At 74.3% G+C, this 14428-nt stretch carries 13 protein-coding genes; 6 read left to right on the top strand and 7 right to left on the bottom strand.

All coding sequences use genetic code 11. The features are described from left to right. Positions 1-35 precede the first annotated feature (35 nt). Together BIV04_RS08595 and BIV04_RS08590 are read right to left on the bottom strand one after the other, a co-directional pair. On the bottom strand, positions 36-1115 hold the full coding sequence (locus BIV04_RS08595) for an iron chelate uptake ABC transporter family permease subunit (protein WP_083396298.1): 1080 nt from the start codon (positions 1113-1115) through the stop codon (positions 36-38). Beyond that, complete coding sequence (locus tag BIV04_RS08590) at positions 1112-2173, bottom strand: iron ABC transporter permease (RefSeq protein ID WP_071255843.1); 1062 nt, start codon at positions 2171-2173, stop codon at positions 1112-1114. The genes BIV04_RS08595 and BIV04_RS08590 overlap by 4 nt, the downstream gene beginning before the upstream one ends. A 122-nt stretch (positions 2174-2295) precedes the next feature. On the opposite strand from BIV04_RS08590, the gene BIV04_RS08585 reads away from it, so the two are divergent. From BIV04_RS08585 to BIV04_RS08570, 4 genes are all read left to right on the top strand, one after another. Then, entirely contained in the window at positions 2296-3291 is a 996-nt protein-coding gene (locus BIV04_RS08585; RefSeq protein WP_071255841.1) for an iron-siderophore ABC transporter substrate-binding protein, read from the top strand. Between the two features lie 156 nt (positions 3292-3447). After that, complete coding sequence (locus BIV04_RS08580; RefSeq protein ID WP_055976205.1) at positions 3448-3807, top strand: hypothetical protein; 360 nt, start codon at positions 3448-3450, stop codon at positions 3805-3807. A gap of 56 nt (positions 3808-3863) precedes the next feature. Then, a complete protein-coding gene (locus BIV04_RS08575) occupies positions 3864-5216 on the top strand; it encodes an alpha-amylase family glycosyl hydrolase (protein WP_071255840.1) in 1353 nt (450 codons plus the stop codon). Between the two features lie 185 nt (positions 5217-5401). Continuing rightward, positions 5402-6223 carry a hypothetical protein gene (locus BIV04_RS08570; protein WP_143048626.1) on the top strand — a complete coding sequence of 274 codons (822 nt, stop codon included), beginning with the start codon at positions 5402-5404 and terminating at the stop codon, positions 6221-6223. Positions 6224-6419: 196 nt separating this feature from the next. On the opposite strand, the gene rlmC is transcribed toward BIV04_RS08570, so the two are convergent. Together rlmC and BIV04_RS08560 are read right to left on the bottom strand one after the other, a co-directional pair. Next, entirely contained in the window at positions 6420-7616 is a 1197-nt protein-coding gene (gene rlmC / locus BIV04_RS08565; protein WP_071255837.1) for a 23S rRNA (uracil(747)-C(5))-methyltransferase RlmC, read from the bottom strand. Positions 7617-7677: 61 nt separating this feature from the next. Further along, a complete protein-coding gene (locus BIV04_RS08560) occupies positions 7678-8403 on the bottom strand; it encodes a sulfite exporter TauE/SafE family protein (RefSeq protein ID WP_055976215.1) in 726 nt (241 codons plus the stop codon). Between the two features lie 194 nt (positions 8404-8597). On the opposite strand from BIV04_RS08560, the gene BIV04_RS08555 reads away from it, so the two are divergent. After that, positions 8598-8909 carry a hypothetical protein gene (locus BIV04_RS08555; RefSeq protein ID WP_071255836.1) on the top strand — a complete coding sequence of 104 codons (312 nt, stop codon included), beginning with the start codon at positions 8598-8600 and terminating at the stop codon, positions 8907-8909. A 122-nt stretch (positions 8910-9031) separates the two neighbouring features. Here BIV04_RS08555 and BIV04_RS08550 read toward each other — a convergent pair whose 3' ends face one another. The 3 genes from BIV04_RS08550 to BIV04_RS08540 form a co-directional block, all read right to left on the bottom strand. Further along, positions 9032-9754 carry a response regulator transcription factor gene (locus BIV04_RS08550; RefSeq protein ID WP_071255835.1) on the bottom strand — a complete coding sequence of 241 codons (723 nt, stop codon included), beginning with the start codon at positions 9752-9754 and terminating at the stop codon, positions 9032-9034. Next, entirely contained in the window at positions 9751-11241 is a 1491-nt protein-coding gene (locus tag BIV04_RS08545; protein ID WP_071255921.1) for a histidine kinase, read from the bottom strand. Before BIV04_RS08545 ends, BIV04_RS08550 begins: the two co-directional genes overlap by 4 nt. 92 nt (positions 11242-11333) lie before the next feature. Next, positions 11334-13538 (bottom strand): serine hydrolase, encoded by a 2205-nt coding sequence (locus tag BIV04_RS08540; RefSeq protein ID WP_071255834.1) that lies wholly within the window; start codon positions 13536-13538, stop codon positions 11334-11336. A 135-nt stretch (positions 13539-13673) separates the two neighbouring features. Here BIV04_RS08540 and BIV04_RS08535 point away from each other — a divergent pair, with 135 nt between their 5' ends. Continuing rightward, positions 13674-14054, top strand: a complete 381-nt coding sequence (locus BIV04_RS08535) for a hypothetical protein (RefSeq protein ID WP_143048625.1) — start codon at positions 13674-13676, stop codon at positions 14052-14054. The last annotated feature ends 374 nt before the right edge of the window (positions 14055-14428 follow it).

The raw sequence follows: 14428 nt of genomic DNA, 5'->3' as shown, positions 1-14428 counted from the left end.
CACGTCGGGGGCGGGCGGGCGTGTGGCGTCGGCGTTCACGCGGACCTCCGGGATTCCGAGACGAGCAGCGTGATCAGGTAGACCCCGCCGATCACGAGGGTGACGAGGCCGACCGGCACGGGGTTGGCGGCCACGTGCTGGGCGACCAGGTCGGCGACGAGCAGCAGCACCCCGCCGACGAGCCCGCCCGCGACGAGCGGCACCCCGGCCGACCGCACCAGGCGGCGGGCGAGCTGCGGCGCGGCCAGTGCCACGAACGCGATCGGCCCGGTGCTGGCGGTCACCACGGCGGTGAGGGCGACGCCCACCACGACCAGCGCCAGGCAGGAGCGCTCGGCGCGCAGGCCGTGCGACCGGGCGGCGTCGTCGCCGAGCTCGAGCTGACGTAGCGGCCGGGACAGCCCCATGACGAGCGGGGTCAGCACGACGAGCAGCATCAGCGCCGGGACGAGCTGCTGCCAGCCGACCAGCGCCAACGAACCCGCCCCCCAGAACGACGCGGTCAGGGCGACCTCGTTCTGGGCGCGCAGCAGCAGCCAGCTGTTGACCGAGTGCAGCAGGGCCGTGACGCCGATGCCCACGATGATCAGCCGCAGTCCGTGCACGCCGCGGCGGTAGGCGAGCAGGTAGACGACGAGGGCGGTGACGAGCCCGCCGATCAGGGCGCCGGCGGCCGTGCCGATCGTCGAGGCCGCACCCGACACGATGACGACGATCGCCCCGGTGTAGGCGCCGGTCGAGAAGCCGATCACGTCGGGCGACCCCAGCGGGTTGCGGGTCAGCGACTGGAAGATCGCGCCCGAGACGCCGAGTGCGGCGCCGAAGACGAGGGCCGCGAGGACGCGCGGCAACCGCCAGTTCAGCACGATGGTCGACGCGAAACCGTCGCCGCCGAACAGGGCCCGCACGACCTCGGGCGGGCTGAGCGGGTAGTCGCCGATGCCGAGGGCGACGACCGCGACGACGACGGCCACCACGACCAGCACCAGCGTCGCCGTGCGTCGACGTCCGCCGGTCGAGCGCCACGAGCGCAGGAGGCGCGGGCCGACCCCCGGGGACGCCGGCGTCGTCGCCGTGCCCGGGTTCGCCCGCGTGCCCTCGTTCGCCCGCGTCATGCGCCGCCCACCCGTCGGCGTCGGGCGATCGCGATGAGCACCGGTGCCCCGATCGCAGCCGTGACGAGCCCGGCGGCCAGCTCGCCCGGGGGAGCGACGACGCGGCCGAGCACGTCCGCGAGCAGCAGCAGCACGGGCCCGAGCACGGCCGAGAGCGCGGTGATCCACGGTTGGCTGGGGCCGACGACGCCGCGGGCGGCGTGCGCGACCATGAGTCCCACGAACGCGACGGGCCCGACCACGGCGGTCGCGCCTCCGGCCAGCAGGGTGACGACGACCAACGAGACGACGCGGACGGCGGGCACCGAGACGCCGACCGAGGCGGCGTGCTCGTCGCCGAGCGCGACGGCGTCGAGCGGGCGCGAAGCGATCAGGGCGACGACGACCCCGGCCGCGACGAAGGGCAGCACGGTGACCACGGGCTCCCAGCCGCGGTCGGCGAGCGAGCCGACCTCCCACGCGCGGACGGCGTCGAAGCGGCGGGGGTCGGCCAGCACGATCGACGAGGTGATGCCCGCGAGCACCGACCCGAGCGCGAGGCCGGCGAGGGTCAGGCGGGCGGGACCACCGCCTCCTCGTCCGGCGCCGCCGATCAGCGCGACGGCGACCGTGGCGACACCGGCGCCGACGAACGAGAACCAGACCCAGCCGCTCGCCGAGGTGACCCCGGCGAAGCCGACCGCGAGGGCGACGGCGAAGGCGCTGCCCGAGGTGACGCCGAGGATGCCCGGGTCGGCCAGCGGGTTGCGCGTCACGGCCTGCACGACGGCACCGGCGACCCCGAGCCCGGCCCCGGCCACGATCGCGGCGACCGTACGCGGCAGGCGGAGGTCGAGCACGGCGGTGGCGTCGGCCGTGTCGCGGCTCGCGGCGCCGGTGAGGATGCGCAGCACCTCGTCGAGGGCGACCGGCCGCGCGCCGACGGCGAGGCCCAGCACGACGGCGAGGGCCAACAGGGCCAGGGCGGCCACGAGGGCGAGGAGGCGCGTGCGGGTTCGCCGGGAGCCTCGCGTCGGTCGCGGGGCACGGCCGACCGTGAGCGCTCGGGGCATCGCCATGGTGATTAGCTTAGGCTACCCTCACTTGGAGTCCTGTCGGGCGGCGCCCGCCGCGACACCCGGCACCCGACCTCCTGCCCGACACCACGTCACAGCACCGACGTCACAGCCCTGAGGAACACATGCGCAAGACACTCTCGATCGCCGCCGCCGTCGCGGTCGCCACCCTCGCCCTGGCCGGCTGCTCGGCCGACACCGACTCCGATGACGCCGCCGGCGGTGCCTCGGGCGGGTCGGGCGCGTTCCCGGTCTCGATCGACACGAAGTTCGGCGAGGTCACCGTCGAGAAGAAGCCGACGCGCGTCGTCGCGCTGGGCTGGGGCGACGCCGAGGCGGCGCTAGCGCTGGGCGTGCAGCCCGTCGGGGCGTCGGACTGGCTGGCCTTCGGTGACGAGGCCGACGGCGTCGGCCCCTGGGCGCAGGGTCTCTACGACCAGGCCCCCGAGATCATCGGCACCCTGGAGCCCTCGTACGAGGCCATCGCGGCCCTCGAGCCCGACGTGATCCTCGACACCAAGAGCTCGGGCGACCAGGAGCGTTACGACCGACTGTCGAGCATCGCCCCGACCGTCGGCGTGCCCGAGGGCGGCGACAGCTACCTGACCGACTTCGACGACCAGATGGAGCTCGTGTCGAAGGCGCTCGGTGAAGAAGCCAAGGGCGAGCAGCTCGTCGACGAGAACGAGAAGGCCGTCGAGGCCGTCGCCGCCGCCCACCCCGAGTGGAAGGGCAAGACGATCACCGCCGCCACGAAGACCAGCGAGGGCTGGGGTGCCTACGTCGAGGACAGCGAGCGGGTCGACCAGCTCGAGGCGCTCGGCTTCGAGCAGAACCCCGCGATCTCGGCGCTGAAGCCGAACGCCGGCGGCTTCTCGGTGTCGATCTCGAGCGAGCAGCTCGACCAGATCGACGCCGACGTCATCGTGGCGTTCCCGATCTACATCGACACGACCGAGATCACCGACGACCCGCAGTGGAAGGCCCTGTCGGCCGTGCAGGACGGCCACGCCGTCGTCATCGACGGTGACGTCGCCGCCGCGTACTCGCTCGGCTCGGCCCTGTCGCGGCAGTACGCGCTCGACCAGCTGGTGCCGCTGCTCGAGGGCGCCACGAAGTAGTCGCCGCGCCCGCAGTCGGCATCGCGGGAAGCAGGACGGGCGGGTTCGTCCGATGCGGGCGTCGTCGGACGCCCGCATCGCCCGGACCCGCCCGTTTCTGCGTGTTCGGCAGTGCCCGGGTGTGCCGGATCGCTGCAGAGGGTGAAAGATGTTCTGGTGACCCACGAGCTGCACGACCTGATGACCCCCGAGAAGAACGTCCAACGCATCATGTGGACCGGCACGATCTGGTTCGTCGCCGCGGTCGGCAGCGTGGCGGTGGCCCTGGGGTTGCTGCTCTCGTCCGGCTGGCGTCCGGCTTTGCTCTCGGCCGGTGTGGCGACCCTGTTCTGGGTCGGTGCCGCGCTCGTCGCCCTGAGCGTCGGCCTGATCGGCTGGTCGGGCTGCCCGATCCTCGAGGTCGACGTCCCCACGGCCGACCGCAACAAGACCCGCACGATGCAGGCCGGCACGATGCTCTTCATCGTCGGCGGTGCCGCCGCGCTGCTCGCCGTCCTGCTCGGCCCCGCGAGCTGAGCCCCGCGAGCCGAGCGGGGGACACCTCACGACCGCCCGTCACTAGGGTGGCGCGAATGAGCGAACACGAGCCCACGACGACGGCCACCGCCGTGCCGGGCCCCGACTGGACCGAGCACGTCGTGTGGTGGCACGTGTACCCCCTGGGATTCGTCGGGGCGGACACGACGGGAGCGGACCGCTCGCCGGCACCGCGCCTCCTCGATCTCGTGCCGTGGCTCGACCACCTGCTGGCGCTCGGCGCCAACGGGCTCGCCCTCGGGCCGGTCTTCGCGTCGTCGACCCACGGCTACGACACGATCGACTGGTTCACGGTCGACCCGCGCCTCGGCACCGAGGCCGACCTCGCCACCCTGATCGAGGCCGCCCACGCGAAGGGCGTCAAGGTCATGCTCGACGGCGTCTTCAACCACGTCGGCCCCGAGTTCCCCGCGCTGGTCGAGTCTCGTCGTGACCCCGACTCCCGCGAGGCCTCGCTGTTCCGACGCGAGGCCGACGGCAGCCTGGGCACCTTCGAGGGGCACGGCGGGCTGATCGCCCTCGACCACTCGTCCCCCGAGGTGGCCCCCACGGTGACCGACGTCCTGATCCACTGGGCCGACCGCGGAGCCGACGCCTGGCGCCTCGACGCCGCCTACTCGGTGCCCTCGGAGTTCTGGGCGACCGTGCTGCCCCCGCTGCGCGAGCGGCACCCCGACGTGTACGTCGTCGGCGAGGTGCTGCACGGCGACTACGCCGCGGCCGTCCGTGACGGAGGCCTCGACTCGGTCACCCAGTACGAACTGTGGCAGGGCGTCTGGCACGCCCTGGCCGAGGTCAACCTGTTCGAGCTCGAGTGGGCGCTGCAGCGTCACGACGGGTTCCTCGACGACTTCGTGCCGCTGACCTTCGTCGGCAACCACGACGTCACGCGCATCGCCAGCCAGATCGACGACGAGCGCCACCACGACCACGCGATCGTGCTGCTCTTCACGCTCGGCGGCACCCCCTCGGTCTACTACGGCGACGAGTTCGGCCTGCGGGCCGTCAAGGAGGCGCGGGTCGGCGGCGACGACGCCGTGCGTCCCGCGTTCCCCTCGACGCCTGCCGAGACCCCGGGTGCCGGCGTGCCCGACGCCCTCCCCGAGGTCCTCGCCCTGCACCAGGAACTGATCGGCGTGCGACGTCGGCACCCGTGGCTGCACACCGCCCGCAGCCGCACCGTGTCGGTCGCGAACGAGTCGCTCGTGCTCGAGGTGCGGGGGGCCTCGCCCGACCAGGCGCTCGTGGTCGCGCTCAACCTCGGCGACGACGAGCTGCGCGTGGCGGACCCCGCCCCGGGCGAGTGGCTGGCCGGTCGGGACGCCGGCCTCGACGGCGACGTGCTGTCGGTGGGGCCGCACGGCTGGGCGGTCGTCGCGCGCGCCTGACCCGGCCCGCGCCTCCCGGGGTCGCTGTTCGTGACCCGGCGCTCGAGTGCGAATGCGAGTGGGCAGGAGGTGCTCGTCGTTCCGACGCGAGCAGCATCTCCTGCCCGCTCGCGGACACCCGGCGCTCGTGGGCATCCCCTGGGAGTCGCGACGAGCCCGCCCCGGGCCTCGCTACCGTGCCACGCATGGCAAAGACACGAGAGCTACTCATGACCTCGACCCTCGCCGTCGGTGCGCTGGTCGCCGCCACCGGGTGCACCTCCGACCCCGCCGTCACGGCCCCGACCGCAGCGGGCCCGGGCTCGCCGAGTGCCAGCGCGACCGCCACCGTCCCGGCCGACGCGCAGCAGGCCTCGGCCGAGCAGGCGATCGTTGTCCGCTACCTCGACGCGATCGCGGACGACGACACGGCCGCCGCCTGGGCTCTGCTCAGCCCCGAGGCGCAGCAGTTCTACGGCACTGAGCAGACGTTCGCGTCGTCCTCGCCGAGCGACGGGACGGTCACGCCCGACGAGGCGGCCGTCCTGGCCGACGCCGACCTCGCCTCCGCCGAGGGCCCTGAGGGCGCCTTCACTCTGGTGAGCGCCACGACCGACGACCTCGCCGACGCCTGGGTCGTGCGCGAGACCTCCGACGGCCTCCGCGTCGACGACGCGGGCGTGCCGCCGACCGGCGACTCCCTCTACGAGTGGACCAACCCGGCGACAGGCGCCGAGGACCAGACCGCAGGAGGCGCGGCGTACGACACCACGGCCCCCGCGTCGATCTCGTTCGCCAGCCCGCTGAGCCAGGACCAGACCGAGCCGAGCGTCGTCGGCTACCCCGACACGCTCCGGGTCTTCCTCGACGGGCAGCAGCTGCCGTCGATCGAAGCCGTCTCGGCGGGTTCGGGCAAGCGCTTCACGACCGAGGTCGGCGAGTCGAGCGGGCCCGGCCGCGGCCTCACCGTCGTGTGGCAGACGGGTGCCGACTCACTCGGCTGGCGCAGCAGCACCGTCCTGCTCTGAGGTCTGAGGTCTGAGGTCTGAGGTCTGAGTTCCGTGCTCGTGCCTCGTGCCTCGTGCCTCGTGCCTCGCGCCTCGTGACGGCTGGCCGCACTTCGTCCTCGCCGCCCCATGAACCCGGTTTCGAACGATGAACCCAGAAGCTTGTGGGTTCATCGTTCGAAACCGGGTTCATGGGCGTGCGGCGGCCGTGCCCGGCTCAGCGGCGGTGCAGCAGCGCCATCGCCTCGAGGTGCGGTGTCTGCGGGAACATGTCGAACACGCGCGTGGCGACCACGTCGAACGACGGCATGGCGTCGAGGTCGCTCGCCAGGGTGACGGGGTTGCAGCTCGAGTAGACGACGTGCTCGACGTCCGACTCCTCGAGCCAGCCGGCCAGCGTGGCGCCGATGCCGCGTCGCGGCGGGTTGACGATGACCAGCTCGGGAGGCGCGGTGCCGGTACCCGGGGACCCCGGCTCCGTGGACGCGGTCGCCGACGCGGTCGTCGCGAACCGGGTCGCGTCGTCCGCCGCGAAGCGCACGTGCTCGAGGCCTGCGCGACGTGCGCTGCCCCGGGCGCTGGCCACCGCCTCCTCGCTGGTCTCGATGCCGACGACCTCGCGGTGCCCGTGCCGACTCGTCCGGCCGGCGCCCGGGCGCGCGACGTGCAGGGCGAACCCTCCGACGCCGCAGTAGAGGTCCCACACCGTGGCCGGGTCGATCGCGTCGACCCACTCGGCGGCCTGCGCGTAGAGCCCGGCCGCGATCGCCGTGTTCGTCTGGAAGAAGCTCTGCGGGCGCAGCTCGAGGTCGACCCCGCCGAGCTGCATGGTGAGCGTCTCGCGGTCGGTCAGCACGATCTCGTCGGCGCCCTCGAGCACGGCCTTGTGCTCGGGCAGCAGGTTGACCGACACGACCGCCACCTGAGGCAGGGCCTCGAGCAGCCAGGGCAGCTCGGCCCGCAGCCGCGGCAGGGCCTGCTCGCTGCGCAGCACGAAGCGCACCATCAGCTCGCCCGAGGGCGACTCGGTCACGTGCACGTACTTCGCCTCGCCGCGGCGCTTCGGCACGTCGTAGGGCAGGAGGCGCGCGCGGGTCACGAACGCCGCCAGCGTCGGCAGCGCCTCCTGGATGCCCGCCGTGTGCAGCCCGCACCCGCGCAGGTCGACGCCCTGCCCGCGCCCGTCGAGGATGCCGAGCGTCGGCTCGTCGATCGTGCCGCCGACGACCATCTTCGCCTTGTTGCGGAACCCCGACTCGAGGCTGGTCAGCGTCGGCAGCCAGGCCGCGGGGGCGTGGCGCTCGCCGAGGAGGTCGCGGACGCGCACCTCCTTCTCGGCGACCTGCACCGGGTAGGGGCGGTCGAGGAGCGTGCACGAACGGCACAGTCCCGCGTCGAAGTAGTCGCACTGCATGGCGGGCCGAGTCTAGGCGAGGGGCGCCGGGTGGCGACCCGCGCCTCCTCGGCCGGGTGGGTCAGAGCTGGGTGATGCCGCGGACGAGGGCGAGGGCGCTGCCGACGGCGGCGAGCGTCAGGACGAGGATGCGGCCGACCCGGGCCGGCACGACCTTGCTGAGGTGGTGCCCGACGAACGCGCCGACGAACAGCAGGCCGAGGGCTCCCGCCCACACGGGGATCGGCTCGGAGGGGATGCCCTTCGTCAGCACCGAGGTCAGGTTGACCGCCAGCAGGAACACCTGGCCGGTGCCGACGAACACCTCGCGCGGCCAGCGGTCGCTCGTCGCGTGCACCGTGAGCGCCGGGCCGCCGACGCCGGCCGTCACGTTCATGAAGCCGCCCAGCGCCCCGGCGGCGACGGCGCCGACCCGGCCGGGCAGGAGGCGCGCGCGGCTCGAGAACGCCATCACCAGCACTCCGACCAAGGCCAGGGCGCCCACCGCGATGGTCAGCGGACCGGTCGGGGCGGTCTGCACGACCCACGCGCCGATCGGGATCGTCACGAGCGCGGGCAGGACGAGGAGGGCCGCCGTCCGCCACCGCACCGTGCGCCAAGTGCTCGCCAGCACGACCAGCGCGAGCACGGCGGCGAGGGCGTTGCCGACCGAGACGCCGGCCTCGGGGCCGAGCACCACCACGAGGAGGGGCGCGGCGGTGAGCGCGAAGCCGATGCCCGCCATGCGCTGCGTCAGGGCGCCGACCACGATGGCCGCGGCGGCGAGGGCGAGCGTCAGCGGGGTCACGCCGCCACGCTACCGGGCGGGCGTGGCGGGCGGGCAGGCGGGCGGGCGGGCGTGGCGGGGCAGCGCCGCCGTGTGCAACCGACGGGCACGACGCCTGGTGATGGGCACGACGCCAGGCGATGGGCACGGCGCCAGGACCAGTCGTGGTGCGGTGTCCATCTCGTGGTGCGGTGCGGCGTCAGTAGGGTGGCGGCATGACCGACTCGTCGAAGACCGTCCAGTTGCGCCGCTACGAGCTCGTCGAGGGGGTGCTCGACGACTTCGTCGCGTGGTTCACGTCGACGCTGATCCCCGCCCGGCTGTCGGAGGGCTTCGAGATCGAGTTCGCCTACGCCGACCGCGACGCGAACCAGTTCGTCTGGGCCGTCAGCACCCCGGGGGACGCCGCGCGGTTCGCCGAGGTCGAGGCCGCCTACCTGCAGTCCGAGGCGCGCGCCGCGGCATTCGCCGGCCAGCCCGTGCGGGTGGCGACGCAGCACGTCACGCTCGTCGAGCCGGTCGCCTAGCTCGCCCCCTGCACGGCGCCCCGGAGGGGCCGACCATCGCACCGCGGACTGAGCGTCGCACCGCCGAAACGGGCGGTGCGACGTTCAGTCCGCGGTGCGACCCGGGCCGATGACGGGAGGGCCTAGGGCAGCAGGCCCGAGCGGTAGGCCCAGACGACGGTCTGCAGTCGGTCGCGGGTGCCGAGCTTGGTCGTGATGCGCGTGAGGTGCGACTTGACCGTGCTCGTCTCGACCACCAGGCGCTCGCCGATCTCGTCGTTCGACAGCCCCTCGCCGAGCAGGCGGACGAGCTCGCGCTCGCGCTCCGTCAGGACGTCGGGCGACGGCTCGACCGCCGACGTCCGCCGGCGTCGCGTGAACTCGGCGATCACCCGCCGCGTGGTGGCACCGTCGATCGCGGCGCGACCCGAGGCCAGGGCCCGGACGGCACCGACGAACTCGTCGGGCTCGACGTCCTTGAGCACGAACCCGCTCGCGCCCGCCTCGAGGGCACCGAACACGTACTCGTCGAGGTCGAAGGTCGTGGCGACGAGGACCGCGGGGGCGCTCGCCGACCCGACCCGCGCCTCCTGCCCGTCGACGGAGGCCACCCCGGCCGTGGCTGCACCGGCAGCACCGGACCCGACCCGGGCGTCGACGATCGCCCGCGTCGCCTCGATGCCGTCTCCGCCGGGCATGCGCACGTCCATCACGACGACGTCGGGGCGGGTGCGTCGCACGACCTCGACCGCCTCGCGCCCGCCGGACGCCTCACCGACGACCTCGATGCCGCCCGCCGTCTCGAGCACGACCCGGAAGCCGGTGCGCACGATCGCCTGGTCGTCGACCAGCACGACCCGGATCACTCCGCACCCCCGCCGGCGAACCCCGCGCCGGGTCCGGGCGTCGCAGCGGGCGTCGCCGTGGGGGTCACGGCGGACGTCACGGCGGACGTCGCGGCAGGCGCCGACGGCCCGGCGTCGGTCTCGGCCTCGACCGGCAGCTCGAGCCGCACCCGCCACTGCCCCTCGGCGGTCGCCCCGGTGTCGAGCCGTCCGCCGACCAGATCGGCCCGCTCGCGCATGCCGACCAGCCCGAAGCCGCCGCCCTGCGACGTGTCGCGAGCGACGGGCAGGTCGTTCTCGACGACGATCACGAGCGACCCGGCCGTGGCACGCAGCCGCAGCTCGACCGTCGCCCCCGGCGCGTGCCGACGGGCGTTGACGAGGGCCTCCTGGACCGTGCGGTACGCCGTCACGTCGGCGAGCGGGGCCAGCGACGGCAGCGTGCCGTCGACGTGCGACTCGACGACGGCCCCGGAGGCGCGGGCCTGGTCGACGAGGTCGGCCACGTCACCGAGACCGGGAACCGGCACGGTGCCGCTCGGTCCGTCGCCGGTCTCGCGGAGGATGCCCACGATCGACCGCAGCGCGTCGAGGGTCTCGCGGCCCTGGGCTCGGACGCTGCGCAGGGAGTCCTTGGCGCGCTCGGGGTCGCCGTCGACGAGGCGTTCGGCGGCACCCGCCTGCACGACGAGCCCGGTGAGGTGGTGGGCGGCGACGTCGTGCAGTTCACGGGCCATGCGCGTGCGCTCGGCGGCGACCGCGGCCCGGGTGAGCGTCGCCTGGTGTTCGACGCTCTCGGCCGCGCGGGCCCGGGCGTCACGGTCGTGGGCGCGGCGCAGGGCCACCCACGAGCCGACGGCGGCGCTCACACCGTTGATCAGCACGGCGCTGGCCACGAGGGCGAGCGCCTCGACGACCGCGCCGAGCCCGGGCGCGGCCCCGAGTTGTCCGGGGGTGGCGCCGAGCTGGTCCTTCACGAGGGCCGAGACCCCCACGGCGGCCCCGACGGCTTCGATGCCGACGGCGGCGAGCACCGCCCCGACGACGGCCCGGGTCGGCCGCAGGGTGGCGACCGTGTACGCCGTGACGACGGGGGCGGCCGTCCACAGGGCGAGGCCGGTCGGCAGCACCGCGAGCAGGGCGGCCTGCAGGACGGCGACCGCGAGCATGGCCGTGACGGGGCGGACGCGCCGAAGAGCCAGGGGCACGTGCTGGACGAGTGCCAGCGCGATCACGGCGACGATCTGGGCGGTCGGGATGCTGCGGTTCGCGCCGTAGAACTCGCCCGCCGCGAGCAGCGTCGCGAGGAAGGCGATCGTGACGAGCGCCCAGACACCGGCGAGCACGACGTCGCGGCCGAGCATCGTGTGCACGCCCAGCCGGTCGAGGGCACGGCGCACCGTCGCGACGCCGGGCCCGGCCGAGCCGCCAGAGCCGCCAGACCCGCCCGAGCCGGCCGGGCCCCGGTCGGCGCCCGCGGCGGTCGGGGTGTCAGGGCTCGTGGTCACGGTCCGAGCATGCCAGGTGCCGCGGCCCTCCCGGCCCCGGGCCGACGACGGCTGTGCACCGTCGGCCCGGGTGTCGCGCTGGGGGCGGGGCATCAGAAGCTCACGCTCGGGGCGATGAGGCGGAAGCCGAAGGCGAAGCCGGCGAGCACCACGAGCGACACGAGGACGAGCACGCGTCCGGTCACCACGGCCCAGCCGCGACGGTCGCGCACGGCCCGCCAGGCGACCAGGGCGGCCGGCACGATCGCGACGACGCCGAGCAGCTGCAGCCCCTGCAGCACGCGGAGGGTCATGACCGACACCTCGGCGAACGACATGGCCTGCACCGCGACGACCGCCCAGCCGACGAGGGCCAGCAGCGTCGACGCCTGCCCCAGGCGGGAGAGCAGCAGGGTGCGGTCACGGCGACGCGGGGTGGTGGCGACCGACCCGGTCGACAGGCCGGCGCGGAGATCTCGACGTCGGCGTCCGACGCCGGCGAGGGCGGTGGCCGGCCAGACGATCACCGACGCGAGCAGCACCACGACCGCCAGGACCACGCTCGGCAGCACGGCCGACGCCGCCTGCCAGGGCTGCGCCCGCAGCATGGTGAAGGAGGCGCCCCACGAGATCGCCTGGACCGTCGAGTCCCCGTCGGTGTCGGCGGTCCGCGTCGCGAGCAGGGCGTCTCCGCCGACCTCGCGCCACAGGTCGGTCCCGACCTTCTCGTAGACGCCGGTGGTGACGCCGAGCGGCTTCGGGGTGACGGCGACCGTGCCGTCCGAGCGGGGCACGACCGTGGTCTGACCGCTCAGGGCGAGCAGGGCGCCGGGGTTGGTGACGGGGGAGCGCGACGAGAGGTACGTGCCGGCCAGGTCGGCGGCCACGGGCCCGTCGGCGGTGTCACCGGAGCCGGTGCCCGAGGCGACCGTCTCGGTGGCCGGCGCACCGTCGTCGACCGTGCCCGCGCCTCCTCGGCTGTCCGCGTCGGACGCGTCGGACGGGTCGGACGAGTCGGACGCGTCGGACGGGTCGGACGCGTCGGCGGTCGCCGCGTCACGCAGGTACCGGTCGGCGAACCCCTGCAGCACCGTGGTGCGCAGGTCGAGCGAGGCCGTGGCCGATCGACCGCTGCCGTTCATGCTGAGGAAGATGCCGGTGTCGTGCTCGGGGAACATCCGCATCGCCGAGTGGAAGACCTGCGTGTCGCCGTCGTGACCGAAGGCGGCCAGGCCGGGCGTGCTGTCGTCGAAGAACGCGAGGTCCATGCGCTGACCGGCGACGAGCGTGCCGAGGTCGTCGGCGTCGAGGGCGGGGCGGTGCATCTCGGCGAGCGTGTCGGGCTTCAGCAGCGCCTGGTCGTCGGGCAGATCACCGAGCTGCGCGAGCATGAAGCGGGCCATGTCGGTCGCGGTGGCGGACATCGCACCGGCCGGCGCCGCGTTGACGACCTCGGTCGCGACGGCGGGCTTCGAGTCGTCGGGGTAGCCGTGCGCGAGGCGGGCGTCGAGGTCGGCGGGCAACGGCTGGGCGAACGACGACGAGGTCATGCCGGCCCGGTCGAAGACGTCCTGCTGCAGCAACTCGGCGAACGGGACGCCGCTGACGCGCTCGGCGACGTAACCGGCCAAGGTGGCTCCGTAGTTGGAGTACGCCGGGGTCGTGCCGGGCACGAAGACCTGGGCAGGGGGCGCCTCGCTGACGGCCTCGCGTAGTGTCTTCTCGCTGCCGGGCGTGCCGATCAGCCCCGAGATGACCTCCTCGAAGCCGGCCGTGTGGGTGAGCAGGTGCCGCAGGGTGACGGCGCCCTTCGGGGTGTCGAGGTCGAAGTCGAGGTACTGCTGCACGTCGGCGTCGAGGTCGAGGTCGCCCCTCTCGACGAGCTGCATGATCGCCGTGGCCGACACCACCTTCGACACCGAGCCGACGCGGAACAGCGTGCGCTCGGGGTCGACGGCCTCGGCGGGAGTCTCGCCGGTGCCGGTGTCGGCCATGCCGTAGCCGCGGGCGGTCAGCAGCTTTCCGTCGGCGACGACCGAGACGGTCGCCCCCGGGATGCCGGTGGTCTGCAGCGCCGAGCCGACGGCACCGTCGAGCCACGAGTCGACGTCGTCCTGCGTCAGGGAGTGTCCGCCGGGCTGGTGTTGCGGCGGTGCCGGAGGCGCGGGGTCGGCGGTCGCGCCCGTCGCGCCGGACGCGCACCCGGCGAGCGTCACGCCCAGGGCGACGACGGCAGCGGCGGCGAGGGTCTTTCGGACGAGGAGGCGCGGATGGCGCCGTCGGGACGGAGGGGCTTCTCGGGTCGGTGTCGTGATCATGCCTCTACGCTCGCGGCTGCGCCGCCGCGACACCGGGTGCAGGAGTCGGGACCTCGCGTACGACTTTCGTCGTACGCCGTCCCCGCCCAGCCCCCCCCGGGCCGGGCGTCGGTGGTCGCGCCTACGGTCACCGACATGGGCGTGCAGACGAAGTTCGAGAACGCGCGGGCGGCACTGCGCAAGCCACCGGCCGAGCACCCGTGCGCGATCCCGCCGATCCCGGGTGGGCAGGGGCTCTGGCTGATCCGGCAGGGCGAGGCGGCTCCGCTCGGCTTCGTGCGCCAGCGGCCGGTCACGGGCGGCTTCGCGTTCGACGTCTACGCCCACTGCCGCGACGAGGGCGGGCGTCGCCCGTGGCTGCACACGGCGTCGTCGCTGAACTCGGCCGTCGCGTGGACGCTGCAGCACGACGCCGACGTCCGCGCGCTCATCGCCCGCAGCACGGCCGAGCCCGACCCGTGGCCGCCCACCGCGCCTCCCGAGCCTGCCTCCGGTCGCCGCCGCCGCACCCCCTGAGCGCGAGGTCCGACTGCACGCGAAAAACCCGGTTTCGAACGATGAACCCAGAAGAAACGGGGTGCATGGTTCGAAACCGGGTTCACGGCTGGTCGGGGAGTGCGGAGCGCGGCGCGGGGCGGGGGGCGGGGGCGCGGGGCGCGGGGGCAGGGAGCGCGGCGCGGGGCGCAGGGCGGGAACGGAAAAACCCCGCCCCGTGCGTGAGCACGAGACGGGGTCCACCGGGATCGCCGACCCCGTCGAGCAGGGCGGGGCCGGTGCGTCGTCACGGAGACGACCCGGATTCCGGGCCACACCTTGCGAAGCGGGGTGCGACCTCGAGCACTACTCCGTGGCGGCGGTGATCTTCGCGATGCCGACGAGCATCTCGTCCT

Source organism: Frigoribacterium sp. MCBA15_019 (assembly GCF_001864945.1).
Lineage (GTDB): Bacteria > Actinomycetota > Actinomycetes > Actinomycetales > Microbacteriaceae > Frigoribacterium.
Note: the sequence above shows the minus strand (reverse complement) of the source record. Positions and strands in the feature narration are given on the sequence as shown.